Origin of the sequence: Caballeronia glathei (assembly GCF_000698595.1) — a bacterium.
Classification (GTDB): Bacteria; Pseudomonadota; Gammaproteobacteria; order Burkholderiales; family Burkholderiaceae; genus Caballeronia; species Caballeronia glathei.
The window spans coordinates 1-25,868 of the sequence record NZ_JFHC01000089.1 but is presented as its reverse complement, the minus strand read 5'-3'; the positions used below and the strand labels follow the sequence as shown (position 1 = coordinate 25,868).

Sequence of the window (25,868 nt, the reverse complement as noted above, 5' to 3'; positions counted from 1 at the left end):
CTCATGGGTACTGTCTCCTGACTGGCTAAAGAGGGGGGTTGAAACACCGGGCAGCGCGCCGGCGACCGGCGCGTTTTCCCGTTACTCGTGCATCGTCTGTGCGCTCGCGTGAGGGGCGTGCGCGGCCGGATCGACCTGGATGTTCACTACGGCGCTCCTGAGCGTCGTGCGCACCGACTCGCGCGCGCGTCGAAGGGCGCCCGCGATCTTCGCCGGGTCGCACACTTCCTCGCCGTAGCCGCCGAGCATCTCGGCGAACTTGCCGTACGGGACATCGCGCGAGGCGGCGCCCGGGGCGGACTGGCCGTAACGCGGCCGGCCGGCCGCCGTGTGGCTGGCGACCACCGCGATATACGGAACGCCGAAGCGGTTTGCCGTTTCTATGTCGAACGAGGTCATGCTGAAGGCGGCGTCGCAGTAGTAGCAGAGCACTTCCTTGCCCGGATTCGCGAGGCCCGCCGCGATTGCGAAGCCGGTGCCGACCCCGAGCGCGCCGAGCGCGCCCGGGCTCATCCACTGGCCGGGGCGGCGCGGACGCACGGCCTGCGCCGCCATTGCCACCACGTCGCCGCCGTCGCCGATGTAGATCGTGTCGTCGGAGAGGAACTCGTTGATTTCGTGCGCGACGCGGTACGGATGGATCGGGCTGCTGTCCGACCGGAAAAGCGGCATCAGCCCGGCGGTCGCGGCGTCTTCGGCTGCGGCGAGTTCGCGCATCCACGCCTGGCGCGCCTGGCGCTTCTCGCCGTTGATGTGGCCGCTCGCCGCCTGCAGCACGGCGCCGAGAATCGCGCCGGGATCGCCGACCAGCCCGAGGTCGATATCGCGGTTTCGGGCGATGGCGCGGTAGTCCATGTCGATCTGCGCAAGCTTGAGTTCGCGCCGGCTGCGCCTCGCGCGCGTCGTGCGGAAGTCGAACGGCGCGCCCACGATCACGATCAGATCCGCGTTCGCAAAAGCGCGTGCGCGCGAGCGGTCGAAGTGGTGCGGATCGCCCGGCGGCAGCAGGCCGCGGCTCGCGCCGTCGAAGTAGCCGGGGAGGTCGAGCCCGCGCAGGAGCGCGATCGCCGCTTCGTGGCCGCGCGCGGTCCAGACCTGCTGGCCGTACAGAATCGCCGGGCGCTCGGCATTCGCGAGCAGGTCGGCGAGCGCTTCGATGTCGTGCGGATCGCCCGCCGGATCGGCCGGTGCGTGATGGCGGCCGGGCTGCGTCGTCACGGCCTGGGCTGCGTCGATCTCGCGATCGAGCACGTCGCGCGCAATCTCGAGGTACGCGGGACCGGGCGCGCCGTTGAACGCCTCGCGGGCCGCGATCGAGATCATGTCGGCGACGCGCTCCGTGCTCGGAATCGTCGCGGCGAACTTCGTGATGGGCGCCATCATGTCGACGTGCGGCAGGTCGCGCAGCGAACTCGTCCCGTGCTGCGCGAGCGTGCCCTCGCCGCCGATATGGATCAGCGGGCTCTCGGAGCGGTACGCGGTGGCGACGCCCGTGACGGCGTTGGTGCAACCCGGGCCGGCGGGCGTGACGACGCAGCCGAGCCTGCCGGTCTGGCGCGCGTAGCCGTCGGCGGCGTGGGCGGCGACCTGTTCGTGGCGGACATCGACGATGCGGATGCCTTCATCGGCGCAGCGGTCGTAGAAACCGGCGATGTGCCCGCCGCCGCAGGTGAAGATCGTATCGACACCTTCGTTCCTGAGCGCCCGGGCGGCCAGATGGGCACCCGACATCAACGTGGTGCTGCGTGTCTGCTCTGCGGTGTCGTCTGCGATCGTGCTCGCCTGTGCTGCGGCGCGGCTGCTGACTGCTTCGGACATGGGCGTCACCTGTCTCAAGAAATCGTTGTTATGGTGATATACAATATTCCATACACGATATTTGTCAACACCGAACTTGCTTGTCGTGCCCCAAACCTTTGTATGAGGGCGTGGTGGTCGGGAATACGCGGAGATTCCGGATGGGTTGCACTCGGGTCAGACAGGCGGATGCTTTCGCGCGAATAGCGGGGCGAAAGAAATCCCGCGCGAGGCGTCGGGCGGGCCGGGCGGACAAAGGAATGAAGCGCGCTGAGAGCGATCGGCGCAACGAGGCGGGAAGCGAGTTGCTCGAATTCACGAAGATCAAGAACGCGAACGTCGCGCTCGGGGCGTAGCACGGGTCGGGTGCATGCGTTGGCCGCATGCGTCGGCGCGCATGCGCTGGCCGGCGCGCTGCCCGAGCCGCCTACAGGCGCGCCGCCGCGGGCAGCTCCGCGTGCACGAACGCGCGCACGTGATCGACGAACTTCCTTACGAGCAGCGAGGGCGGCCGCTGCGCCGGAAGCAGCACCGAGAAGTCGGTGCCGAGCACCGGTTCGAAGCGCCTGAACACCACGTCCGTGCCGCGATACTCCAAGGCGGCGATCGGGTCGATGATCGCGACGCCCATCCCCGCCGCGACGAACGAACAGATCGCCGCCGACGTCTGCGTCTCCACCATCAGCTTGCGTTCGACCCCGTGCGACGCGAACAGCGCATCGATCTCGTAACGCGACTGCAGCCCGCGCCAGTGCGAGACGAACGGCTCGTTGCGCAGATCCGCGGGCACGATCGTCTTCTTCTTCGCGAGCCGGTGCCTCGCCGGCATTGCGCACACCATGCGCGTCGACACGAGCAGTTCGCCATGCGCCGCCGGCGTGCTGAGGCCAAGGATCACGAAGCCCACGTCGCACCGATGCGCGACCACCATGTCGAGCACCGTGCGCGACGCATGCGAGCCGAGTGATATCTCCACCCCCGAGTGAAGCTCGCTGAACGCGGCGATCGCGCGCGGCAGGAACGACAGCGCGAGCGCGGGCGCGCTCGCGATCTGCAGCATGCCGCGCTGCGACGCGCGTATCTCGGACGCCGCGCGCTCGATGCGCTCCACGCCGACCAGCGAGCGCTGCACTTCCTCGTGCAGCGCGAATGCCTCGGGGGTCGGCTGCAGGCGGCCATGCGCGCGGTCGAAGAGCGCGAAGCCCGCGCTTTCCTCCAGGTCGCCGATGAGCCGCGTGACCGCGGGCTGCGAGACATGCAGCATTTCTGCCGCGCGCGTGACCGTGCGGCACACCATCACCGCATTGAATGCTTCGAGCTGTCGGATCTTCATGTGATCGGGGCGGAGGAATCGGTATACGTAAATGTTATACGAGATCGAAAAAATTCGATTTCACGCGCCTTTTATTTCTCAATAAAGTGGCTTTACCGCTGATGCGACAGGTGTGGGCGGCGACGCGGGCCCGATAACCGGGATATATCGAAAACTTGACGACGCGCTTTGTGGGGAGATTCGGACATGGCTGGACGTTTTGGGTGGTGGCGGGGTGCGATGGGGGTGGTCGCCGCGGGCTGTGCGCTGCCCGCGCTGGCGGCGCCGACGCTGTATCTCGGCTCGTACGGCGGCTCGACGCAGGAGCTGTTCCAGAAGAAGATCATTCCCGCCTTCGAGGCGACGCATGACGTGAAGATCGTCTACGTGCCGGGCAACTCGACCGATACGCTCGCGAAGCTGCAGGCGCAGAAGTCAAAGCAGGAACTCGATGTCGTGCTCCTCGACGACGGCCCGATGTATCAGGCGACGCAATTCGGCTTCTGCGACAAGCTGCAGGATGCCCCGGTCTACAAGGACCTCTACGACATCGGCAGGATGAACGCGAACGCGACCTCGGTGGGCGTCGTCGCGACGGGCCTCGTCTACAACACCGATGCGTTCAAAAAGGCCGGCCTGCCGAAGCCCGATTCGTGGGAAGCGCTCACCGACAAGCGCCTGCGCCAGAAGATCGCGATTCCGCCGATCAACAACACCTACGGCCTGCAGACGCTCCTCACTTACGCGCGCCTGCGCCACGGCAGCGACCACGACATCGATCCCGGCATGCAGGCGCTCGCGAAGGAGGTCGGTCCGAACGTGGTCGCGTGGGAACCGTCGCCGGGCAAGATGACCGAGATGTTCCAGAACGGCGACGTGACGCTCGCCGTGTGGGGCAGCGGACGCGTCGCGGCGCTGAAGGCGACGGGCTTCCCGGTCGAGTTCGTCTATCCGAAGGAAGGGGCCCCGGCGATGTTCACCGCCGCCTGCCCGGTCGTGCAAAGCGACGTCGCGGCGCAGTCGCAGCAGTTCATCCAGTTCCTGCTCTCGCCGCAGGTGCAGGCGTGGCTCGCGGAAGGGCAGGGCTGGGGGCCGGTGAACAAGAACACCAGGCTGACCCCGCAGGTGGCCGCCACCGTGCCCTACACGCCGGATCAGATCAACCGCCTCGTGAAGACCGACTGGACCTTCGTCAACGAAAAGCGCTCGGACTGGACCAACCGCTGGAACCGGACCGTCGAGCGCTGATGCGCACGGCGCGCGCGGCAACGACCCGTTGCCCGCGCACCGCCGCCGAGCCGTCCACCACGCGTCTTCCCCCATGTCTACCGTGCATCCGCGCAGGGCAATCAACATGAGCTTTCTCACACTCGACGGACTGGGCAAGTCCTTCGGCACGTTCAGCGCCGTCGAAAGCATCAGCCTTTCGATCGGGCGCGGCGAATTCGTCTCGCTGCTCGGCCCGTCCGGCTGCGGCAAGACCACGACGCTGCAGATGGTCGCGGGCTTCGTCGAGCCGACGCGCGGCCGCATTCTGCTCGACGGCGCCGACATCACCCGCGAGCGCCCCGAAAAGCGCGGCATGGGCATCGTGTTCCAGAGCTATGCGCTCTTCGCGCACATGACGGTTGGCGACAACGTCGGCTTCGGCCTCGACATGCGCAACGTCACGCGCGGCGAGCGCGCGGCGCGCATCGCCGAGGTGCTCGACATGGTGCGCCTGACCGGGCTCGACAAGCGCTATCCGCGCGAGCTGTCGGGCGGGCAGCGGCAGCGCGTCGCGATCGCCCGGGCGCTTGCGATCCGCCCGCGCGTGCTGCTGCTCGACGAGCCGATGTCCAACCTCGACGCGAAGCTGCGCGAGGACATGCATGTCGAGCTGCGCGCGATCCAGAAGCAGCTCGGCATCACGACCATTCTCGTCACGCACGACCAGGTCGAGGCGATGACGATGAGCGACCGCATCGCCGTGATGCACGGCGGCCATATCGTGCAGATCGGTTCGCCATTCGACGCGTACGAGCATCCGGAGTCGGTGTTCGCGTCGGGCTTTCTCGGCAAGACCAACGTGCTGCGCGGCACGGTCGAGCAGCTGAACGATCGATGCGCGGTGGTGCGCGTCGGCGCGAGCGTGATGAAGGTGCCGCACGGCGGGCGCCGCTTCGAAGGCGACGTGCAGCTCTACGTGCGCCCTGAGCGCGTCGCGCTGACGGCGGCCCCGGACGCCACGCTGCACGGGCGCGTCACGACCTGCCTTTTTCTCGGCAACCACTGGATGCTCCAGATCGACACGCCGCTTGGCGTCGTGCGCGCGAGCCTGCCGAACGCGGGCAGCCCGCCGCCGCGCGAAGGCGAGACAGTCGGCGTGCGCTGGTCCGACGACGCGGTACGCATGCTGGCGGAGAACCTCACCCATGGCTGATTCCTCCAACTCGCTGGCCACCGCGAGCGTGCAGACCGCGCGCGACTCGGGCGCGCCCCGCGCGGGCGCCGCGCCGTGGCTGCTCGCCGCGCCCGCGCTGCTGCTCTTTTGCGGGCTGCTGCTCGTGCCGCTTCTGCTGACGGCGGTCCTCTCGTTTCATGCCTTCGACGGCTCGCAGGGCGTGCTCGCCACCTACACGCTCGCGAACTACGCCGAAGTGCTCGGCGACAGCTACTACCACGAGATCTTCCTGCGCACGGCCGGCATGGCGCTCGCGGTGACGGTGCTGTGCGTCGTGCTGGGCGTGCCCGAGACGATCATCCTCTCGCGCATGAAAAGCCCGTGGCGCTCGCTTTTCCTGATCGTGATTCTCGGGCCGCTCCTGATCTCGGTCGTCGTGCGCACGCTCGGCTGGGCGATCCTGCTCGGCAACAACGGCCTCTTGAACAACGCGCTGCAGGCGCTCGGCATCGTGAGCGAGCCGGTCAAGCTCGTCTTCACGATGACGGGTGTCATCATCGGCCTCACGCACGTGCTCGTGCCGTTCATGGTGATCTCCGTGTGGGCCACGCTGCAAAAGCTCGACCCGCAGATCGAGCACGCCGCGCGCTCGCTCGGCGCGCCGCCGTTCGCGGTGTTTCGCCGCGTCGTGCTCCCGCAGTTGCTGCCGGGTGTGCTGTCGGGTTCGATCATCGTGTTCGCGCTTGCCGCGTCCGCGTTCGCCACGCCCGCACTGCTCGGCGGCCGGCGCCTGAAGGTGGCCGCCACCGCGGCCTACGACGAGTTCCTGAACACGCTGAACTGGCCGCTCGGCGCGACCGTCGCGGTGCTGCTGCTGATTGCGAACATCGCGATCATCGTCGGCTGCAACCGCTGGATCGAGCGCCGCTTCCGTTCGGTTTTCGAGGCCTGAGACCATGCGCAAGAACAACTTCCTCGCGCTCTGCTACCACACGCTGTTCGTGCTGTTCATCGTGGCGCCGCTCGTCGTGGTGATCGCCGTGTCGTTCACCGGCAAGGGCTACATCTCGATGCCCACCGACGGCCTCTCGCTGCGCTGGTTCCGGGCGATCGCCGACGCGCCCGCGATCGTCGACTCCTTCTGGCTCTCGCTGCGGCTCGGCGCCGCTTCGGCGACCATCGCCGTGCTGCTCGCGGTGCCCGGCGCGCTCGCGCTCACCCGCTATCGCTTCCCGGGGCGCGGCGCGCTCTCGGCGTTCTTCCTGTCGCCGCTGATGATCCCGAACGTCGTGCTGGGCGTCGCGTTCCTGCGCTTCTTCACGACGGCGGGCATGTCCGGCTCGTTCTTCTGGCTGACGCTCACGCACGTCACGGTGATCTTTCCGTATGCGCTGCGCCTCACGCTCGCCGCCGCGACGGGCCTCGACCGCGATGCCGAGCGCGCCGCGCTCTCGCTCGGCGCGAACCGCTTCATCGCGTTTCGCCGCGTGATCCTGCCGATGATCCTGCCGGGCGTGACGGCGGGGTGGCTGCTCGCGTTCATCCAGAGCTTCGACGAATTGACGATGACCGTTTTCGTCGCGACGCCCGGCACGACCACGCTGCCTGTCGCGATGTACAACCAGATCGCGCAGACCATCGACCCGCTGGTCGCATCGGTCTCGACCGTGCTGATCGCGGGCACCGCGATCGCGATGGTGGTGATGGACCGCGTGATCGGACTCGATCGCGTGCTGATCGGCAAAAACTGACGACCGATGACGAATTCTTCCGATGTACTCGTGATAGGCGGCGGCCTGGTCGGCGCGGCCGTCGCGTATGGACTCGCGCGCGAGGGCCTGGGCGTTCGCGTGCTCGACGAAGGCGACGACGCGTTTCGCGCGTCGCGCGGCAACTTCGGCCTCGTGTGGGTGCAGGGCAAGGGCTGCGGCATGTCGCCGTATGCGACCTGGACGCGCGGCTCGGCATCGCGCTGGCCTTCACTGCGTGACCAGTTGCTGTCCGATACGGACATCGACGTCCAGTTGCAGCAGCCCGGCGGCTTTCACTTCTGCTTCAGCGAGGCGGAGTGGCGCGAGCGCGGCGCACGGCTCGCCGCGATCCGCGCGGACCTGAACGGCGACTATCCGTTCGAGATGCTCGATCACGCCGAGGTGAAGCGCCGTGTGCCCGGCATCGGGCCGCAGGTGTTCGGCGCGAGCTACTCGCCGATGGACGGCCACGCGAATCCGCTCAAGCTGCTGCGCGCGCTGCATGCGGCGTGCCGCCGCCGCGGCGTGCACATGACCGGGGGCGTGCGCGCGCAGCGCATCGAGCGAAGCGGCAGCGGCTTTGCGGTCGACGCGACCGGCCAGCGCTTTCACGCGGCGCGTGTCGTGCTGGCGGCCGGGCTCGGCAACCGCGCGCTCGCGCAGCAGGTCGGCATTCATGCGCCGGTCGCGCCGAATCGCGGACAGGTGCTGATCGCCGAGCGCGTCGCGCATTTCCTCGACTACCCCACCACCTACGTGCGCCAGACCGGCGAAGGCACCGTGCAGCTCGGCGACTCGATGGAGGACGTCGGCTTCGACGACGGCGTGACCGCCGACGTCGTGAGCCATATCGCGTGGCGCGGCGTGCGCAGTTTTCCGGCGCTCGCCGAGGTCAAGCTCGTGCGCGCATGGGGCGCGCTGCGTGTCCTGAGCCCCGACGGCTTTCCGATCTATCAGGAGTCGGCGAGCTGCCCGGGCGCGTATGTCGTCACGTGCCATAGCGGCGTGACGCTCGCGGCGGCGCACGTGCTGCGCATCGCTCCCTGGATCGGCGGGGCCGCCGCGCCAGCGGGTCTCGAACATTTCAGCGGCGAGCGCTTCTTGCAGACCGACAAGGTATTCACCCATGGTCACTGACAGTCTATTTCAGGTATTGCCGGCCGCCGCCGAGTCGGGCAGCGTCGCCATCACGTTCGACGGGCGCCCGCTGCGCGTGCCCGCCGGGGCGAGTGTCGCCGCGGCCTTGCTGGCGGCGGGTGTCGCGCGGTTTCGCACGACGCCCGTGAGTGGCGCGGCGCGCGCGCCGTACTGCATGATGGGCGTGTGCTTCGAGTGCCTCGTCGAGATCGACGGCGCGCAGAACCGGCAGAGCTGCCTCGTGACGGTCGAGCACGGCATGGTGATCCGCTCGCAGCACGGCATGCGCGCGCTCGCGGAGAACGACGCAATGACAGAAGGAGCACGCGATGCAGGCTGACAAGGTCGATGTCGTCATCGTGGGCGCGGGCCCGGCGGGCATGGCGGCGGCATGTGTCGCGGCAGAGCGCGGCCTGACGGTCACCGTGCTCGACGAACAGGACGCGCCGGGCGGGCAGATCTATCGCGCGTTGACGAAGGCCAACGCCCGGCGTCTCTCCGTGCTCGGCCCGGACTATGCCGCGGGCGGCGAGCTGGCGCGCGCCTTCGCCGCCTGCGGGGCGAAGCATGAGCGCGGCGCGGCGGTGTGGCAGGTGAGCGCCGCACGCGTGGTGGATTACGTGCAGGGCGGCGTCGTGAAATCGGTGCAGGCGGGCTCGGTGATCCTGTGCAGCGGTGCGATGGAGCGGCCGTTCCCGGTGCCGGGCTGGACGCTGCCCGGCGTGCTCACCGCGGGCGCCGCGCAGATCCTGCTCAAGACCGCCGAGGTGGTGCCCGGCGAGCCGGTCGTGCTGGCGGGCTGCGGGCCGCTGCTCTATCTGCTCGCCTGGCAATACCTGCGCGCGGGCGTGCCGATCCGCGCGATCGTCGATACGACGGAAGGCGCCGACTATCGCCGGGCGATGGCGCATCTGCCGGGTGCGGTGAAGGGCTGGCGGCAACTCGCCAAGGGGCTGAAGCTGATGAGCGCGATCCGGCGCGCGGGCGTGCCGCTGCATCAGGGCGCGTCGGATCTCGCGCTCGAAGGCGGCGAAGCCGTCGAGGCGATCCGCTTCACGGCGCGCGGGCGCGCGTCGCGCATACCCGCGCGTGTCGTCCTGCTGCACCAGGGCGTGGTGCCGAACACGCAGATCAGCTGGTCGCTGCGCGCGCAGCATCGCTGGGACGACGCGCAATTGTGCTGGGTGCCCGTCACCGACGAATGGGGCGAACTCGACGTCGCCGGCATCTACGTGGCGGGCGACGGCCGCGGCATCGGCGGGGCGCAGGCGGCGGAGCAGCAAGGCCGGCTCGCCGCGCTGGAAGTTGCACATCGCGCAGGCAGGATCGACCGGGCCGCGCGCGATTCGCTCGCCGCGCCCGTGCAGCGCGCGTTGCGCGAGACGCTGCATATCCGGCCGTTTCTCGACGCGCTGTATCGCCCGAAGGACGCGAACCGCATCCCGGCCGACGACGTCACCGTGTGCCGGTGCGAAGAAGTCACCGCGGGCGAGCTGCGCGGTTTCGTGCGGCTCGGCTGTCTCGGCCCGAACCAGGCGAAGTCGTTCGGGCGCTGCGGCATGGGGCCGTGCCAGGGGCGACTGTGCGGACTGACGGTCACGGAAGTGATCGCGAGCGAGCGCGGCGTGTCGCCCGCCGAGGTCGGCTATTACCGCGTGCGCCCGCCGATCAAGCCCGTCACGCTCGCGGAACTCGCGGCCGCCCACGAAGCGCGGACAGCGCGCGCAGAGGCGCAAACCGTCGAAGCCGCCGACCCCGCCGAACGATGAACGCAACCGGCGAAGGCGCGGACGTCATCGTGATCGGCGGCGGGCTGCATGGGCTGTCGAGCGCGCTCCATCTCGCGCGTCGCGGTGCACGCGTGGCCGTGCTCGAGAGCGACGTGTGCGGACGGCATGCGTCGGGCGTGAACGCGGGCGGCGTGCGCACGCTCGGCCGTCACGACGCCGAGATCGCACTTTCGCTCGCATCACGCGACGTGTGGTTTGACCTGCCCGCACTCGTCGGCGACGACGCCGGCTTCGTTCCCTCCGGCCAGTTGAAGATCGCCGAGAACGAAACCGAACTCGACGACTGCCGCGCGCGCGTCGCGCGTCTGAACGCGCTCGGCTTCACGCACGAAGTCCTCGTCGACGCGAGCGCCGTGCGCGAGCGCGTGCCGAGCCTGTCGCGGCACGTGGCGGGCGGCATCTGGGTCGAGCACGACGGCTACGCGCTGCCGTTTCGCGCCGTGACCGCGTTCAGGCGCGCGGCCGAGCGTCTGGGTGTCGTGATTCGCGAGCAGTGCGCCGCGCGCACGCTGCGCCGCCAGCACGGCCTGTGGGAAATCGAAGCTGGAAATCATGTCTGGCGCGCGCCGCGCGTCGTCAACGCGGCGGGTGCGTGGGCCGGCGAATTTGCGCGGCAGGCCGGGGAGCCGGTGCCAGTCGAGCCGCGCGGGCTCATGCTGATGGTCACGCAGGCGGTGCCCGCGTTCATCGAGCCGGTGCTCGGCGCGACCGGGCGGCCGCTTTCCTTCAAGCAGTTTCGCAACGGGACGGTCGTGATCGGCGGCGCGCTGGAGTGCGCGGCGAACATGCGCGAGCGCCGGTGCGATATCGATTTCGCGCAACTCGGCAAGAGCGCGCGCACCGTGACCGATCTGTTTCCGCACCTGCGGCAGATCGCCGTTAATCGTGCGTGGGCCGGCATCGAAGCGTTCATGCCCGACGGCATCCCGGTGATTTCATGCAGCGGCACGCAAGCGGGTCTCGTGCACGCGTTCGGGTTTTCAGCGCATGGCTTCGAACTTGCGCCGGTGGTCGGCAGCGTGGTCGCGCAACTCGTGTGCGACGGCCGCAGCCCGCTGGCGGTCGATGCCTTTCGCATCGGGCGCTTCGCGGCCGCGCAGGCGTGAGCAATGTTCCCTTCCTGTCAGCTTCAAGTCTTTATCAACCCTGTCAAATTAAATCGATGACCGACATTCAACGCTTCGAAACCAATCCGCGCCTTTCGCGCATCGTCATTCACAACGGCACCGTGTACGTCGCGGGGCTGACCGCCACGTCTCGCGAAGGCGACGCCAGAGCCCAGACCGAGGACATCCTGAGCAAGCTCGACGGACATCTGAAGACGGCCGGCACGGACAAGACGCGGCTCCTGTCCGTGCAGATCTGGGTCGCGGACATGGAGCGCGATTTCGCCCCGATGAACGCCGCCTGGGAAGCCTGGGTGCCGCGCGACGCGACGCCCGCGCGCGCGACGTGCCAGGCCGCGCTGGCGGCGCCCGACATTCGCGTCGAGATCATCGTGACAGCGGCGCTGTAAGCGCGTTATCGCGGGGACGGGCCGCCATCGCGCGGCTCGTCCCCTGGGCCCTGCAAGCGGCGGGAGGCTAGCGCAGGGCCGCGTCGATCGCCGCTTGCGTGTCGCCCCACAGCAGCGCGCGCACGCCGTCCGGCCACGCGCGCACGTCCAGCCCGTGATGGCGGAAGAGGGCGAGCGTGGTGCGCTCCATGCCGAAGGCGACGCACGCCGAATGCGCGACGTCGCCGTTCGCACAGTCGATCTTCCACAGCGTGCCGAAGTGGTCCATGTGGTAGTTGAACGACAGGCACGCCGTCGGCCGGCCGGGCGTCGCCACCGGAATCACGAGTTCGAACTTCAGTTGCTGCTCTCTCTGGCTGTTCGCGACGATCTTGCCGCCGCGCCCGAAGAACGGATCGTTCGCGAGATCGATGTCGAACGGCAGGCCGAGCATCTTCACGAACGCCGAGCCGCGCTCGATCCATTTCTCGCGGAACGTCATCACATCGCCGGGGCTGCCGAGGCGCACGAACTCGCGCATGCGGAACATCTGCATGCGCGACGGATCGACGGACGGCTCATGGCGAAAGCAATACGAGAACACGTCGAACGTGGCGCCGCCTTCGGGCAGCGCGCCGCGCCGCGCGATCACCGGATAGATCGGATAGCAGGCGGCCGGCGTGAACACGAGACGCGTGGGCTTTTGCTGGTCCATCCATTCGTCGCTGCGTTCGCCGTCGCCGGCTGCGATGGTCGCGTCCAGCGCGGCCAGCAGGCGCCTGTGGTCCGCGTCGTTGCCCTGGAACGCGTGGATCGTGCCCGCGAGATCGGGAAAGCTCTTCAGATACTCGCTGTCCTCGAAGTCGCGGCGGCGCAGCGCGGGCGGAAAGCGCAGCACTTCCGCGTTCTGGTCGGCGCCGAGCAAGGTCACCGCGACGCTCAGGCGTTCGAGGACGTCCTCGAACGCCGCGCTGCGGCCGTAGATGCCATCTTCGCCAGTCTCGACAAGAATGCCTGCCTCGATCATGCGGGCGAGCAGGGTGGGATCGGACGCGTCGTGAGACGGCGGCGCCGCTTCGGCGGCCTCGAGGGCCGCGGGGTCGATTCTCGTATTCATGTTCAGATGCCTTCCGGTAGGGGTGAGCGCTGCGCAAGGAGCAGATTCGCCGTGTTCAGCGCGATGCGGTCGTTGCTGATCATGAGCGGCGCCGAGAACAGGTCGCGCAGATGGCGGCCCACGCTGAACGGCGTGCCGTTCTTGTATCCGGCCATGCCGCAGATCATCAGCGCGTCCTGCACGACCGAAAGCGCGGTCGTCGAGATGCCGAGCTTGAGCGCGTTGATGTCGGACGCGAACGCATGCACGGCGCTGAGCGGCGCGTCGAGTTCGCACGACTGCGCCGCTGCGCGCGCCGCGCTCGCGGCGGCCGCCGTCTGAAGCGCGACGTTCAGGCGCGCCTGCATCATGTGCAGCATGCCGGTCGCTTCGGCGAGCCGCGTGGCGGACGGCGGAAGCGGTCCCGGCTTGCCGCGCACGGACTTGCGGAAGAACGCGTGCGCGCGATTCATCGCGTCGCGCGCAATGCCGATCCATACCGCGGCCCATAGCGTGTGGGACACGGGCAGCATCGTCTGGTCGGAGATCTGCGCGAACGGCACGGGAAGGATCTGGTCGGCATGACCCTTCGCGACGAGACGAAAGCCTTCGCTGCACGTGCCGCGCATGCCGAGCGAGTCCCACGTGCCGCGCCTTTCCAGTTCCATCTGGTCGCGGCACGCCACGATCAGCACCTGGTCGGAAGGAGGCGAGTCCGCCGTGCGGCGCGACGTGATCAGGATGCAGTCGGCATGTGCCCCATAGGAGATCGTCGGCGCGAGCTTTTCGATCGAGAATGCGCCGTCGATCAGTTCGACGGCGCAGGCGCTCGTGCGCAGGCTGCCGCCGATGTTCTGCTCCGAGGTGGCCGATGCGAGCAGCCACTGCTCCTTCACGATGCGCGCAAGCGCTTCGCGCTGCCACGCGAGGCCGGTGCCGTGATCGACGATGCACGCGACCTGTATCTGATGCATCGCATAGATCATCGCGCTCGACGAACAGCCCTCTGCGAGCGTTTCGCAGATGCGCGCGACGTCGGGAAGCGCAAGCCCGCCGCCGCCGTATCCGGCGGGAATCATCGCCGACATGAGGCCTTCGCGACGCAGTTCGGCGAACGCTTCTTCGGGAAAGCGCGCGTCGCGGTCGACGGCATCGGCGTGCGCCGCCGCGACCTTCGCCGCGCGTTGCGCGGCGGCCAGCCAGTCGCCGGCCGCGGTGTTGGCGATTGTGTCGATGGCGCTGATCGCGCGGTCGCCCGCTTCAGTCGTCGCGGCGACTGCCTGGTCCACGGCTGGCGCGTTCATGCCGCTTGCGCCTGCTGGAGCTCGGCGACGGCGGCAGCGAGCGAGTTGATCGACGAGAAGAGGCGGCGCGTGAGCATCCGGTCGGGTATCTCGATGCCGAATTCGTCCTCGATGGCGAGCATCACATGAACGGTGGCAAGCGACGAAAGGCCGGCCGCGTACAGGTCGGCGTCGTCGGTGAGCGTGTTGGCTTGCGGGTCGATCTGGGCAAGCCCGAATACGATGCGGCGCAGTTCCGATTTCATGGTCGAAGGTCCCCGTTTGAACTGGTTGGTGCAATTGGCCTGGATAGGACTGTCGGGAGCGGGCCGCTCCCGTGACGCTTCATCAACTTCTCTCGCCCTGCAAGGCGGTGTCGAGTCTCGATGTGCCTGCTTCGAAGCTTCCGTGCGAAGGCGAGCGATGAGCGACGCCCTTCGCGGGTGTTGCTCTCACGTTCAGCTCCCTGATGAACGCCTCGCCCAGCGCGACGACTTTCGCGGACGCATTCGCGTCGAAGAGCGCGTGATCGATGTCGGGACACACGGCCGCCTTCACACACGAGCGATGCGAAAGTTCCTTGCCGTGTTTGCCGAAATACGCGTTGAGCGGATCGAGCCCTTCGTCCTGCACGCCGTAGATCAGGAGCGTGCGCACGCCTTTGCGTTCGAGCGCCCTGACGACGCTGCGCGGGTTCGTCAGCGCTTCCTTGCCGTCGGGGGCGGTGTGCCGCTCGCTCATGCCGGGTATGCATGCAGCCACGCGCGCGCCCGCATACGAGGCAATGGCCTTCGCGACCGGCCGGATGCTGCGCTTGCCGCTCAGGATGAGCCACCACTTCGCGGGTTTGAGCAGCGCGGGCGCAACGCGCGCAATCGAATTGCGCTGCTGCGCTTCCAGCTCGGCAGCGCTGATGGCTTCAGGAATGTAGAAGCCCGGCGGGTTGACCGCGATCACCGCGCAGAGCGCGGGCTCGACGAGCGACGCACGCAATGCGCTGTAGCCGCCTGAGCAGACGCCGAAGCCGACCACGCTCTCGTAGCCTTGCGCCTTGAGCCATGCGGCGGCGGTTGCGACGTCCTCGGATATCGTGGCGGCGAGAATGGAGGTGCACGCCTCGGGCGGGCCTTCGGCGTTGCGCGGCGGACTGTCGCCGATGCCGCGCGCATCGATGCGCAGTGACGGGATGCCGCGCCTCGCCATCTCCCGCGCGACGCGCACCGACAGCCGGCTGTCGCCGTGATGCACGCTGCCCGCAGTATTGGTGATCAGCATGACCGGGCCGCCCGCGAACCTTCCACGCGGCTCGCACAGAATGCCGAAGAGGCCCGTGGTGCCGAACACGGCGGGGCGCTCGATGGCTCCCGGTGTTGCGATCATCGGCTCGTCGCGGCGGGGGATGACGGGCGACGCCTGCGTGCTCGCGCGCCGCTTCACGCGCGGGGCCGGGTCGAGTGCCAGCACCCACTGCGCGGCCCGTTCGATCGCGCGCACCGGCAGCACCGAGAGCTTCGACTCCTGCATGTACTCGACATAGCCTTCGAGCGCGCACGCTTGCACGTCGGCGCCGCGTTCACGCAGCGTCGCGCATAGCGCATCGCTCGCGCCCAGCCGCGCGTCGAGCAGAAGTGCGCGCGAGGGCAGCGAAGGAAGCGCGCTCATCTCGCGGGCGAGATCGAACGCATCGAGGCGTTCGCAGAACGCGTCGCCGTAGATCTGCCCGAGCACGTTGAGCGGCGTGTCGGTCTGCGCGTCGCGTACCGTCGGTGCGAGGTTCTCGAGCCAGGTCATGCGCAGTGCGCCCAGTTCGCGCCGATAGATGCGCCCGCGCGTGACGGGCGCAAGCAGCACGAGCGAGTCGGCACCAGAGCGCGACGAAGCGAGCGCCGCGAAAGTCGCGCCGAGACGCAGGCCGCAGAGCGTCACATGCGTGACGCCGGTCTCGCTTCTCAGGCGCGCGACGGCTGCGCAGATGTCATCGGGGAAGGTGTCGAACGGATTGCCTTCGCCGTCGATGCCGGCGGAGTCGCCCGTGCTCAGATAGTCGAAGCGCAAAGTGGGCAGGCCGTATGCGGAAAGTTCTTCGGCCAGGCTGCGCATGCCTTTATGGAGCCATGAGCTCTCGTGACCGAACGGACTGCAAAGCACGACGCCCCGCGTGCCCTGTCCCGCATGAAGCCATCCGAAGCGCCCGTCGAATACGAGCGGCTTCATTGATTGCCCCGAAATGCAGAATCGTTCAAGGCCGCCATTGAGGCGCTGATCAATTGCATTGTCGCAATCGGCATTCCGTCCGGGTTGCCAGTGGTTCTTAGCGTCATGTAGCGCATCTCCCTTGGGTCTTTTGTAATGGACGGCTCGTTGCAGTGAATTAAACCTGCCTTGAAAGCGAGACTCGGTGCGGTCAGTAACATTGATCTGATCGTCGAACGATTTCGATTGACGCACATGGCGTGATCGTTTCGATTTCTTAGTGAACCTACGTTTGAAGCCGATCAAGGCGCGCGCAATACGCGATTAAAGGATTCTGTAAGAATCGGGTCTTCAAGGGGGCGAACGATATTGCTTATCGCGAATGATTGTCGAACCGCCCGACGGATTGCTTGGCTCGTCCGTTCAGGCTCGCATATCGATGAAAGGGAAATGGAACATGCCGTAAGGCATTGCATGCCGGCGAGGCGACGGTACGCGGCGGCCGCGTGATTTCAGATCAGCGCGCCATGAGCGGCGCGATCCAATGCCGACGGCGATGCTCGATGCGCTCATTGCGAGCGCGTGATGAGTGAACTCGGGCATCGATGCGGATCGCGCGGGCCGCACGCTGTTGCCGCATCCCGCATCGACGGGCCTGCGGCAACGGATGCGATCGGCGTACTAACTCGACCGGTGCGCGAGCAGGATCGCGGCCGCAGCCTCGGCGGCGACGCGGCAGCCGAGGACGATGTGCTCTTCGGCCGTATCCTCGATGAAGTCGTGGCTCACGCCGCCGATGCTCGGTACGAACACCATGCAGGCGGGCATGCTGCGCGCGATGATCTGCGCATCGTGCGACGCTCCGCTCGGCATGCGCATCCACTGTCCGGGCGCCACGGTCTCGGCGGCCCTCGCGAGGTGCGCCTGCAGCGCTTCGTCCATTGCGACCGGCTCCTCGGCCGCGTCGGCGGCGGTCAGCGCGACGCTCACGCCGCCCTGTGCGTTGAAATCAGCGACGAGCTCCGCGAGTTTCGCCTCCATCGCCCACAGACGCTGCGCGTTCGCGTCGCGGAACTGCAGGTACAGGTCGGCCTGTCCCGGCACGACGCTGAGCGACCCGGGGTCGAGTTCGATGCGCCCGACCGTCCACACGGTATCGGCATCGGCGAGCTGCCGGAACGCTTCGTCCATCCGGCCGATGAAGGCGACGAGCGCCGCGCCCGCGTCGCGCCGGATCGACATGGGTGTCGTGCCCGCATGATTGCGCTGGCCGGTGAAGCGCAGCCGCAGCTCGCGTATGCCGACGATCGACGTCACCACGCCGATCGACTTCCCGGCCGCCTCCAGCCGTCCGCCCTGCTCGATGTGGGGCTCCAGGTATGCGATGTGGCGTGATGCATCGAAGCGCACGCGCGGCCGCCCGCTCAGCCCGGCCGATGCCAGCGCGTCGGCTAGCCGCTGTCCGTCCCGGCTGGTCGCGCTGCTGATCGTCTCCTCGACGGGATCGCCCACGAAGCTGCGGCTGCCGAGAAAACCGGCAAAAGTGCCTTCCTCGTCGATCCACGACGCGACATCGACGGCGACATCGCGCGTCTCGTCGTTTTCGGCGAGCGCGCGGGCGACCTCGAGCCCGACCATCACGCCGAGCGCGCCGTCGAGCCAGCCGCCCGTCGGCTGCGTATCGGTATGGGAGCCGATCAGGAGCGCGGGGCCCGGCTTGCGCGAGCGGCCGAATACGGTGCCGACACCATCGATGACGGGATCGAGCCCCGCATCGGCCATGCGCGCGGCGAGCCACTGGCGCGCCTCGATATCGACGGGGGAGAGCGCGAGGCGCACGACGCCGGGCCCCGTGGCGCCGAAGCTGCGCAACTGTCTGAGATCGCCGAGCAGCCGTTCCGGATTGATTTTCAAGCGTGTTTTCCTGTCATTGCGCCGCCGTGCGTCCCCGAAGCGGTGCGCCCGTGCCGCGCGGGAGCGAAAAAACGGCGGCCACGGCAATTGCATCGTCATCGCGTTCGCGGGCCGCCCCCGATTTTTGTTTCGCAATGTATCTGCGCGTTGCCTTGATACACCACCGCGCATTTTCCGGGTTTTCTCGACACAAGCCAGATACGCCCTGGCGTTCAAATGCATCAACGCCGGATTCAGCGTAAAGCGCGCGACGCGAAAGCAGGCATTCCGCCCCGCGAGCCGTTCTACAGCAGGCGTCCAGCCGATCCATACAGTTCCAGGAGAACGCCATGAAAGCCTTGTTGATTGCCGTGTCCCTCGCCGTTTCCGCCACCGCTGGTGTTGCCGGCGCAGCCGAGGCCGCGCAGGCGACCGCCCCGCAGGTCATGAAAAGCAATACGACGCAGGTCACCCGCGCGCAGGTGCGCGCAGAACTCGTGCAGGCAGAGAAGAGCGGCCAGCTCGCGTACCTCGAAAGCACGCTGTACAAGGGCGGCAGCTAAGCAGCGGTCGATTCCGTAGCCGTTCACCCAGTCGCCCGGGCCGTGCGCCACGCCGGTCCCCGAAAGAAACAATCCGGAGGTTTCATCATGAACAAGCATCTCATCGCCGCGCTCCTTGCAGCCAGCGCCGCCATCGCCGCGCCCGCCTTTGCGAGCGGCTACGGACCCGCGCCCCACTATGAGCCGGCGGCCGGCGCGCCCGCTTCGCAACGGGGCCAGAGCAACCAGACCATCGGCGCCGACACTGCCGCCGGGCACGCCGATGCCGGCGCAGCGTCGTTCGGCGGCATGCCGGATACGGCATCGCAAGGGGGCGGCCGCTTCAAGGCCGTCAATACGAAGTCACTCTACGCGCATCACTGAACCGGGGCCGAGGACAACATCATGAGCACGAACGCCAAAGTACTGTACACGGGCAAGACCCGCACTTCGTCCGGCGGACGCGACGGCACGTCCCGAAGCTCCGACGGCCGCTTGGACATCGCGCTGTCGTCGCCCGGCACCGCGGGCAGGGGCACGAATCCGGAGCAGCTGTTCGCGGCCGGCTGGTCGGCCTGTTTCATCGGCGCGATGGGTTTCGCGGCCAGGTCGATGAACGTCGCGCTGCCGCCCGACCTCGCGATCGACGCCGAAGTGGACCTGTGCAACGCGGATGGCGCCTACCTGCTTCAGGCGCGCCTGAACGTGAGCGTGCCGGGCATCGGGCGCGAGGTCGCGCAGGCGCTTGTCGACGCCGCGCACAAGACGTGCCCGTATTCGAAAGCGATACGCGGCAACGTGGATGTCGTGATCAATCTGGTCTGAAAGGCGGCGGGCGCCCCGGCATGGCCCGGCGCGCCCGCCGTTGCGTCAGCCGCGCTCGCCGCGACCGGTGTCGGAAGATGCCGCCAGCCAGGCGGGCGGTCGCTTGTCGAAGAACGCGGCAAAGCCTTCCTTCGCCTCGCTCGTCGCGCGCACGCGGGCGATGGTGCGCGCGGCGAGATCGTGGTGCGCGGGTGTCATGCGGTAGTCGCCGATCTCGTCGAAGAACGCCTTGATCTCGCGCAGCGCCTGCGGGCCGTTCGTGCGCAATTCCGCGACGGTCCGCTCGACCGCCTGATCGAGCCGCTCCGGGGGCACCGCCTGATGAATCAGCCCGATCTCCACCGCCTCGCGCGCGGAAAGCCGCGTGCCGGTGAGCGCGAGGCGGCGTGCCTGCCGCTGGCCGACCGCCTCGACGAGATAGGGCCCGATGACCGCGGGCAGAATGCCGAAGCGCGCTTCGCTGACGGAAAAGCACGCGTCGTCGCTAGCGATCACGATGTCGCTTGCCGCGCACAGGCCTGCGCCGCCACCGAACGCGTGACCCTGCACGCGTGCGAGCGTCGGCTTCTTGCACAGGCGTATCGCCTGCATCATCGCGGCGAAGCGCTTCGCGTCTTCGAGGTTCTCGCCGGGACCGTTGCGGCTCGCGCGCTGCATCCATTGCAGGTCGGCACCGGCGCAGAACGCGCGGCCGTTCGAGCGCAGCAGCACCACGCGCACGTGCGGCGCCTCGGAAAGCTGCGTGTAGGCCTGCGTGAGTTCGGCGATCATGGTTTCGTCGAAGGCGTTCATGACCGCCTCGCGCGCGAGCGTGACGCTTGCCACGCCCGCCGGGTCGATGCTGACATCGATCGTGCTGAAATGCTGGTTCATCGTGATTCCGTGGCTCCTGGTTCTGTTCAGTTCATCGCGCGCAGATCCACCACGCGTTTGGCCTTGCCGGTCGCGGTGGTCATGATGGCGCCCGCGTTCACCACGTTGACCGCCGTCGTCACGCCGACGATCGTCTTCACCCGGTGCTGAAGCTCGCGCGCGAGCTGCTGGCGATCGCTGTCGGTCAGACTCGCGCAGATTTCCGAGCGCGCCTCGACGGACACCGAAAGCGAATCCATGTGACCCTCGCGCGACACCGTGAGCTGATACTGCCCGCTCAGGCGCGGGATCGCGAGAATCAGCTCCTCGACCTGGCTCGGAAACACGTTCACGCCACGGATGATCAGCATGTCGTCGGAGCGGCCCGTGATCTTCGCGAGCCGGCGCATCGAGCGGGCGCCCGGCGGCAGGAGGCTCGTCAAATCGCGCGTGCGGTAGCGGATCATCGGCATCGCTTCCTTGCTGAGCGACGTGAAGACGAGTTCGCCCTCGCTGCCGTCGGGGAGCACTTCGCCCGTGACGGGGTCGATGATCTCCGGGTAGAAGTGGTCTTCCCAGATCGTCGGGCCGTCGCGGCTTTCGATGCACTCGCACGCGACCCCCGGTCCCATCATCTCCGAGAGGCCGTAGATGTCGACGGCCTCGATGCCCGCGCGCCGCTCGATCTCCGCGCGCATGCCCTGCGACCACGGCTCGGCGCCGAAGATGCCGACCTTCAGCGACGACTGCGCCGGGTCCATGCCCTGGCGCGCCATCTCGTCGATCAGGTTGAGCATGTACGACGGCGTGACCATGATGATGGACGGCTCGAAATCGCGGATCAGCTGGACCTGCTTCTCGGTCTGGCCGCCCGACATCGGCACGACCATGCAGCCGAGGCGCTCGGCGCCGTAGTGGATGCCGAGACCGCCGGTGAAGAGGCCGTAGCCGAACGCGTTGTGCAGCGTGTCGCCGGGGCGTCCGCCCGCCGCGCGAATCGAGCGGGCCGTGACGTGGGCCCACGTGTCGATGTCGCCGGCGGTGTAGCCGACGACCGTCGGCTTGCCGGTCGTGCCGCTCGACGCATGCACGCGCACCACCTTGTCCTTCGGCACGGCGAAGAGGCCGAACGGATAGTTGTCGCGCAGGTCCGTTTTCGACGTGGTCGGAAAGCGGGCGAGGTCGGACAGCTGTTTGAGGTCTTCGGGATGCACGCCGGCGGCGTCGAACGCGCGGCGGTAGTGCGGCACGTTCTCGTACGCGTGCCGCAGCGACCACTTGAGGCGCTTCAGTTGCAGCGCGGCGAGTTCGTCGCGGCTCGCGCGTTCGATCGGTTCGAGTTCTTCAGGCTTCGGAATGGGCTGGACCACGGTTGTCTCCAATCATGAAATGCGGGTTCGTTCAGGCGGCAGCGTGCGTTGCGCCGCCGTGTATCGGCATGCCGCTCCATCGATGCGCCGACAGCAGCGGCGAGATGCGATAGCGGTCTTCTCCATAGTGTCCGGCGAGGTGCGTGAGCACCCTGTGAATCAGCGCGACGCCCGCTTCGTCCGCCCACTTGAGCGGGCCGATCGGGTAGTTCACGCCTTTTTCCATCGCGAGATCCAGATCATCGGGCGAGCACACGCCCTGGTCTACGGCGTCGGCGGCTTCGTTCACGAGCATCGCGACGGTTCGCATGACCGCGAGCCCCGCGACGTCCTTCATCGCGACGACTTCGCAGTGGCAGCGCTGAAGCGCACCGAGCACCGCACGGTACGCGGCGTCGCCGCACTGCATGGCGCGCGAGACGCCGATGGCTTTCGCCGAGAAATAATCGCGTGCGAAATCGACGAGCACGATGTCATTACGGCCGAGGTCGGCGGCGCGCTTCGTCGCGGTGCGGCCATCGGTCTGCATGAGCCACGCGCCGTCGATTTCCGCGATCACGCCGGGCTCGTCGATCCGCTCGTGGGCGATCGGCAATCCCGCTTCCATCAGCCGCGCCTGCAGGCGCGCGCCGGGAGCAGAGGGCGGCCCGAGGCGCACGCTTGCGGGCGCGCTCACGGGCGCTTCGAATATCGGCTCGGGCTTCGGCGCTTCGGGTGCATAGTCGAAGAAGCCGCGTCCGGACTTGCGGCCGAGAAAACCGCCGTCGACCAGTTCGCGCTGAACCAGCGAAGGCGTGAACCGGCGGTCGCCGAACATCGCGCGAAACACGGATTCCGTGACCGCGAAGTTCACGTCGTGGCCGATCAGGTCCATCAGCTCGAACGGTCCCATGCGGAACTGTCCTGCCTCGCGCATCACGGCGTCGATGGAGGCGGCGTCGGCGGCCTGCTCGATCAGCACGCGCAGGCCTTCCGCGTAGAACGGCCGCGCGACCCGGTTGACGATGAAGCCCGGCGTGCTTTTCGCATGCACGGGCACCTTGCCCCAGTTCGCGGCGGTCGCATGCACGAGGTCGGCCACGCGCTTCGACGTGGCAAGGCCGCTCACCACTTCGACGAGCGCCATCAACGGCGCCGGGTTGAAGAAGTGCATGCCGACGAGCCGCTCGGGCCGCGCGAGCGATGCGCCGATCGCCGTGACCGAGATCGACGACGTGTTGGTCGCGAGAACGCACTCGTCGCCAACGATCGCTTCGAGGTCGGCGAAGAGGCGCTGCTTGATTTCGAGCTTCTCGGCAACCGCTTCGACGACGAGCCCTGCGTCCTTCAGGTCCTCCAGACCGCGCGCGGCCGTGAGGCGCCCGGTCGCGTACTCGGCTTGGGTGCGCTGCAGGCGGCCTTTCGCGACGAGCTTGTCGAGGGCGGCCGCGATCGATGCGAGCGCCTGATCGACGGCGCGCGCGCTGAGGTCGTACAGCACGACCCGGTGGCCCGCCAGGACGGCGACCTGCGCGATGCCCGCGCCCATCGCGCCCGCGCCGACGATGCCGACATGCTGTGATTCGTGCAAACCTGCTGACATGTGCGGTGCTCCCTCAAACGCGCTCGATGGCGATGGCGATGCCCTGGCCCACGCCGATGCACATCGTGCACAGCGCGAGGCGCCCGTTGGTGCGTTCGAGCTGGTGGAGCGCGGTCGTGACGAGCCGCGCGCCCGACGCGCCGAGCGGATGGCCGAGCGCGATCGCGCCGCCGTTCGGGTTGACGCGCGGATCGTCCTCGGCCAGTCCGAGCTGCCGCAGGACGGCGATGCCCTGCGAGGCGAACGCCTCGTTCAGCTCGATCACGTCGATCTGGTCGAGCGTGAGGCCGAGACGCGCGAGCAGCCTTTGAGTGGCCGGCGCCGGCCCGATGCCCATGATGCGCGGCTCGACGCCCGCGCTCGCCATGCCGAGCACGCGGGCGCGCGGGCGCAGCCCGTGGCGGCGCGCGGCGGCTTCGCTCGCGAGGATCAGCGCGCACGCGCCGTCGTTGACACCCGACGCGTTGCCGGCCGTCACGCTGCCGTCGGGCCGCACCACGCCCTTCAGTTTCGCGAGCGCTTCCATCGACGTCTCGCGCGGATGCTCGTCCTTCGCGACGACGATCGCGTCGCCCTTTCGCTGCGGCACGTGCACGGGCACGATTTCCTGCGCGAGCGTGCCGTCCGCCTGCGCGCGCGCGGCGCGCTGCTGGCTGCGCACCGCGAACGCGTCCTGTGCCTCGCGGCTCACGCCGAAATCGACGGCGACGTTTTCGGCCGTCTCGGGCATCGAATCGACGCCGTATTGCGCCTTCATCAGCTTGTTGACGAAGCGCCAGCCGATGGTGGTGTCGAAGATTTCCGCCGAGCGCGAATACGCGCTCGTGGCCTTGCCCATCACGAACGGCGCGCGCGTCATGCTCTCCACGCCGCCGGCCAGATAGAGCTCGCCGTCGCCCGCACGGATCGCCCGCGCCGCGCTGCCGACCGCGTCCATGCCCGAGCCGCACAGGCGGTTGATCGTCGAGCCGGGCACGCCCTTGGGCAGGCCCGCGAGCAGCGCGGACATGCGCGCGACATTGCGGTTGTCCTCGCCGGCCTGGTTCGCACAGCCGTACAGCACGTCGGCCACTTCTTCCCAGTCCACCGACGTGTTGCGCGCGATGAGCGCGCGCAACGGCACGGCGCCCAGATCGTCGGCGCGAACGTCCTTCAGCGCGCCGCCGTAGCGGCCGAACGGCGTGCGGACCGCATCGCAGATGAATGCTTCTTTCATGGTGTTTCCTGAGTAAAGGATCGGGGCAATGCGTTTCGGTTCAAAGCTCGTCGTAGCTCACGACCACGCGCTCGCTCAACGGATGGCACTGGCACGTGAGCACGAAGCCGTCGTCGATCTCGTGCTGCTCGAGCGTGTAGTTCCTGTCCATCTTCACTTCGCCTTCGAGCACCTTCGCGCGGCACGTGCAGCACACGCCGCCCTTGCACGCGTATGGCAGCGCGAGGCCCGCCTTCAGCCCGACATCGAGCAGGCTCACGCCCTCGTAGGGCAGCCGCATCTTGCGCCGCTTGCCGTCGATGACGATTTCGAGGTTCGCCGCGGGCGTCTCGTCGGTGATCTCGATGGCGGGGACGCCTGCCTGCGGCAGCGGCGCGCCGAAGCGCTCCACGTGAATGCTCGCGGCCGCAACGCCAGCGGACTTGAGCGCGCCCTCGGCCGCGTCCATCATCGGAGCGGGGCCGCAGATGAACGCTTCGTCGATCTCGGCGGACGGCGTCACCGTGCGCAGAAAGTCCGCGCATTTCTGCTGATCGAGCACGCCGTTGAAGAGCTCGACGTCCTGCAGATCGTCCGACAGCACGTGGTACAGCGAGAAGCGGCTCATGAAGCGGTTCTTCAGGTCCTCGAGTTCCTCGGAGAACATGATCGTGTCGACGCTGCGGTTGCCGTACACCAGCGTGAAGCGGCTGCGCGGTTCCGTATCGAGCGTGGACTTGATGATGGCGAGCACCGGCGTGATGCCCGAGCCGCCAGAGAACGCGACGTAGCTCTTCGAGTGGTCGGCGTTCAGGTGCGTGAAGAAGCGGCCGTCGGGCGTCATGACGTCGATGGCGTGGCCGGGTTGCAGCGTGTCGAAGGCGAAGTTCGAGAACCGGCCGCCGCGCACGCGCTTGATGCCGATGCGCAGTTCGCCGTCGCGGTCGTAGTCCGTCACGCCGACGCAGATCGAATAGGAACGGCGCGTTTCCTCGCCGTCGATATGCGTCTTGAGCGTCACGAACTGGCCCTGCGTGAAGCGGAACGCGTCGCGCAATTCGGGCGGAACGTCGAATGAAACGGAAACCGCGTCCGCCGTCTCCGGGCGGACTTCCCGAATGCGCAGGGAATGGAATTGCGGGGTTGCCATGGCTGTCGATACCTTTTTGAATTGAACTGGACGGGCGTTGACGCTTCGGACGGCAACAGCAGGCCTCGCGGGGCGGTCGAGCCGCCCGCGTATGCCGTCGACATCGGGTTTGAGCGCCAGGGAATGCGAAGGCGCCCGGAAGTGCTCTATCTGAACGATGCGATCGTTGCGCCGCCGGTTTTACGGGTGCGGCGCGTTACCAGGTCGCGCCAGGATGCTGGC

Annotated in this window: 26 protein-coding genes; 13 read left to right on the top strand and 13 right to left on the bottom strand. The window is 68.0% G+C overall.

Annotated features, from left to right (window positions below; all coding sequences use genetic code 11):
* Nucleotides 1-81: 81 nt before the first annotated feature.
* Both BG61_RS33650 and BG61_RS33645 read right to left on the bottom strand, forming a co-directional pair.
* A complete protein-coding gene (locus BG61_RS33650; protein WP_035940248.1) occupies nucleotides 82-1,818 on the bottom strand; it encodes a thiamine pyrophosphate-binding protein in 1,737 nt (578 codons plus the stop codon).
* Between the two features lie 406 nt (nucleotides 1,819-2,224).
* Nucleotides 2,225-3,130, bottom strand: coding sequence for a LysR substrate-binding domain-containing protein (locus BG61_RS33645; protein ID WP_035940250.1), 906 nt, complete (start codon nucleotides 3,128-3,130; stop codon nucleotides 2,225-2,227).
* A gap of 186 nt (nucleotides 3,131-3,316) precedes the next feature.
* On the opposite strand from BG61_RS33645, the gene BG61_RS33640 reads away from it, so the two are divergent.
* The 9 genes from BG61_RS33640 (at nucleotide 3,317) to BG61_RS33600 (ending at nucleotide 11,686) form a co-directional block, all read left to right on the top strand.
* Nucleotides 3,317-4,357 (top strand): ABC transporter substrate-binding protein, encoded by a 1,041-nt coding sequence (locus BG61_RS33640; protein ID WP_035940252.1) that lies wholly within the window; start codon nucleotides 3,317-3,319, stop codon nucleotides 4,355-4,357.
* A gap of 106 nt (nucleotides 4,358-4,463) precedes the next feature.
* Nucleotides 4,464-5,531, top strand: a complete 1,068-nt coding sequence (locus tag BG61_RS33635) for an ABC transporter ATP-binding protein (RefSeq protein ID WP_035940254.1) — start codon at nucleotides 4,464-4,466, stop codon at nucleotides 5,529-5,531.
* Nucleotides 5,524-6,444 carry an ABC transporter permease gene (locus tag BG61_RS33630; protein WP_081868269.1) on the top strand — a complete coding sequence of 307 codons (921 nt, stop codon included), beginning with the start codon at nucleotides 5,524-5,526 and terminating at the stop codon, nucleotides 6,442-6,444. Before BG61_RS33635 ends, BG61_RS33630 begins: the two co-directional genes overlap by 8 nt.
* Nucleotides 6,445-6,448: 4 nt before the next feature.
* Nucleotides 6,449-7,243, top strand: coding sequence for an ABC transporter permease (locus BG61_RS33625; RefSeq protein ID WP_035940255.1), 795 nt, complete (start codon nucleotides 6,449-6,451; stop codon nucleotides 7,241-7,243).
* A 6-nt stretch (nucleotides 7,244-7,249) separates the two neighbouring features.
* Nucleotides 7,250-8,380 (top strand): NAD(P)/FAD-dependent oxidoreductase, encoded by a 1,131-nt coding sequence (locus BG61_RS33620; protein ID WP_035940257.1) that lies wholly within the window; start codon nucleotides 7,250-7,252, stop codon nucleotides 8,378-8,380.
* Nucleotides 8,370-8,720: a (2Fe-2S)-binding protein gene (locus BG61_RS33615; RefSeq protein WP_035940259.1), complete on the top strand. Its 351-nt coding sequence runs from the start codon at nucleotides 8,370-8,372 to the stop codon at nucleotides 8,718-8,720. Before BG61_RS33620 ends, BG61_RS33615 begins: the two co-directional genes overlap by 11 nt.
* Nucleotides 8,710-10,149: an FAD/NAD(P)-dependent oxidoreductase gene (locus BG61_RS33610; protein WP_051672974.1), complete on the top strand. Its 1,440-nt coding sequence runs from the start codon at nucleotides 8,710-8,712 to the stop codon at nucleotides 10,147-10,149. The genes BG61_RS33615 and BG61_RS33610 overlap by 11 nt, the downstream gene beginning before the upstream one ends.
* Nucleotides 10,146-11,276, top strand: a complete 1,131-nt coding sequence (locus BG61_RS33605) for an NAD(P)/FAD-dependent oxidoreductase (RefSeq protein WP_035940261.1) — start codon at nucleotides 10,146-10,148, stop codon at nucleotides 11,274-11,276. Before BG61_RS33610 ends, BG61_RS33605 begins: the two co-directional genes overlap by 4 nt.
* Nucleotides 11,277-11,332: 56 nt before the next feature.
* Nucleotides 11,333-11,686 (top strand): RidA family protein, encoded by a 354-nt coding sequence (locus BG61_RS33600; protein ID WP_035940262.1) that lies wholly within the window; start codon nucleotides 11,333-11,335, stop codon nucleotides 11,684-11,686.
* A gap of 67 nt (nucleotides 11,687-11,753) precedes the next feature.
* Here BG61_RS33600 and BG61_RS33595 read toward each other — a convergent pair whose 3' ends face one another.
* The 6 genes from BG61_RS33595 to BG61_RS33575 all read right to left on the bottom strand — a co-directional run bounded on the left by BG61_RS33595 (nucleotide 11,754) and on the right by BG61_RS33575 (nucleotide 18,151).
* Complete coding sequence (locus BG61_RS33595) at nucleotides 11,754-12,782, bottom strand: amino acid--[acyl-carrier-protein] ligase (RefSeq protein WP_035940263.1); 1,029 nt, start codon at nucleotides 12,780-12,782, stop codon at nucleotides 11,754-11,756.
* Nucleotides 12,783-12,784: 2 nt separating this feature from the next.
* Nucleotides 12,785-14,065 carry an acyl-CoA dehydrogenase family protein gene (locus BG61_RS33590; RefSeq protein ID WP_035940265.1) on the bottom strand — a complete coding sequence of 427 codons (1,281 nt, stop codon included), beginning with the start codon at nucleotides 14,063-14,065 and terminating at the stop codon, nucleotides 12,785-12,787.
* Complete coding sequence (locus BG61_RS33585; RefSeq protein ID WP_035940266.1) at nucleotides 14,062-14,310, bottom strand: acyl carrier protein; 249 nt, start codon at nucleotides 14,308-14,310, stop codon at nucleotides 14,062-14,064. Before BG61_RS33585 ends, BG61_RS33590 begins: the two co-directional genes overlap by 4 nt.
* Before the next feature lie 82 nt (nucleotides 14,311-14,392).
* A complete protein-coding gene (locus BG61_RS33580; RefSeq protein WP_063741157.1) occupies nucleotides 14,393-16,258 on the bottom strand; it encodes an alpha/beta hydrolase in 1,866 nt (621 codons plus the stop codon).
* Nucleotides 16,255-16,458 carry a hypothetical protein gene (locus BG61_RS42380; protein ID WP_129572351.1) on the bottom strand — a complete coding sequence of 68 codons (204 nt, stop codon included), beginning with the start codon at nucleotides 16,456-16,458 and terminating at the stop codon, nucleotides 16,255-16,257. The genes BG61_RS33580 and BG61_RS42380 overlap by 4 nt, the downstream gene beginning before the upstream one ends.
* A 460-nt stretch (nucleotides 16,459-16,918) precedes the next feature.
* On the bottom strand, nucleotides 16,919-18,151 hold the full coding sequence (locus BG61_RS33575) for a Zn-dependent hydrolase (protein WP_035940286.1): 1,233 nt from the start codon (nucleotides 18,149-18,151) through the stop codon (nucleotides 16,919-16,921).
* A gap of 329 nt (nucleotides 18,152-18,480) precedes the next feature.
* On the opposite strand from BG61_RS33575, the gene BG61_RS33570 reads away from it, so the two are divergent.
* The 3 genes from BG61_RS33570 to BG61_RS33560 all read left to right on the top strand — a co-directional run bounded on the left by BG61_RS33570 (nucleotide 18,481) and on the right by BG61_RS33560 (nucleotide 19,497).
* On the top strand, nucleotides 18,481-18,693 hold the full coding sequence (locus BG61_RS33570) for a DUF4148 domain-containing protein (RefSeq protein WP_035940268.1): 213 nt from the start codon (nucleotides 18,481-18,483) through the stop codon (nucleotides 18,691-18,693).
* A gap of 87 nt (nucleotides 18,694-18,780) precedes the next feature.
* The gene (locus tag BG61_RS33565) at nucleotides 18,781-19,056 is read left to right on the top strand and encodes a hypothetical protein (protein WP_035940269.1); all 276 of its coding nucleotides are present in this window, start codon (nucleotides 18,781-18,783) and stop codon (nucleotides 19,054-19,056) included.
* Between the two features lie 21 nt (nucleotides 19,057-19,077).
* The gene (locus BG61_RS33560) at nucleotides 19,078-19,497 is read left to right on the top strand and encodes an organic hydroperoxide resistance protein (RefSeq protein ID WP_035940271.1); all 420 of its coding nucleotides are present in this window, start codon (nucleotides 19,078-19,080) and stop codon (nucleotides 19,495-19,497) included.
* Between the two features lie 45 nt (nucleotides 19,498-19,542).
* On the opposite strand, the gene BG61_RS33555 is transcribed toward BG61_RS33560, so the two are convergent.
* Genes BG61_RS33555 through paaE form a run of 5 tightly spaced genes read right to left on the bottom strand, consistent with a single transcriptional unit; the run spans nucleotide 19,543 to nucleotide 25,646 of the window.
* Nucleotides 19,543-20,370, bottom strand: a complete 828-nt coding sequence (locus BG61_RS33555; protein WP_035940274.1) for an enoyl-CoA hydratase-related protein — start codon at nucleotides 20,368-20,370, stop codon at nucleotides 19,543-19,545.
* A gap of 26 nt (nucleotides 20,371-20,396) precedes the next feature.
* Nucleotides 20,397-21,719 carry a phenylacetate--CoA ligase PaaK gene (gene paaK, locus BG61_RS33550; protein WP_035940276.1) on the bottom strand — a complete coding sequence of 441 codons (1,323 nt, stop codon included), beginning with the start codon at nucleotides 21,717-21,719 and terminating at the stop codon, nucleotides 20,397-20,399.
* 31 nt (nucleotides 21,720-21,750) lie between these two features.
* Nucleotides 21,751-23,301 carry a 3-hydroxyacyl-CoA dehydrogenase gene (locus BG61_RS33545; protein ID WP_051672973.1) on the bottom strand — a complete coding sequence of 517 codons (1,551 nt, stop codon included), beginning with the start codon at nucleotides 23,299-23,301 and terminating at the stop codon, nucleotides 21,751-21,753.
* Between the two features lie 13 nt (nucleotides 23,302-23,314).
* Nucleotides 23,315-24,517 carry a 3-oxoadipyl-CoA thiolase gene (pcaF, locus tag BG61_RS33540; protein WP_035940277.1) on the bottom strand — a complete coding sequence of 401 codons (1,203 nt, stop codon included), beginning with the start codon at nucleotides 24,515-24,517 and terminating at the stop codon, nucleotides 23,315-23,317.
* 40 nt (nucleotides 24,518-24,557) lie between these two features.
* Nucleotides 24,558-25,646 carry a 1,2-phenylacetyl-CoA epoxidase subunit PaaE gene (gene paaE, locus BG61_RS33535; protein WP_035940280.1) on the bottom strand — a complete coding sequence of 363 codons (1,089 nt, stop codon included), beginning with the start codon at nucleotides 25,644-25,646 and terminating at the stop codon, nucleotides 24,558-24,560.
* Nucleotides 25,647-25,667: 21 nt separating this feature from the next.
* On the opposite strand from paaE, the gene BG61_RS43725 reads away from it, so the two are divergent.
* A partial coding sequence (locus tag BG61_RS43725; RefSeq protein WP_206540622.1) for a hypothetical protein occupies nucleotides 25,668-25,868 on the top strand: 201 nt, incomplete at its 3' end.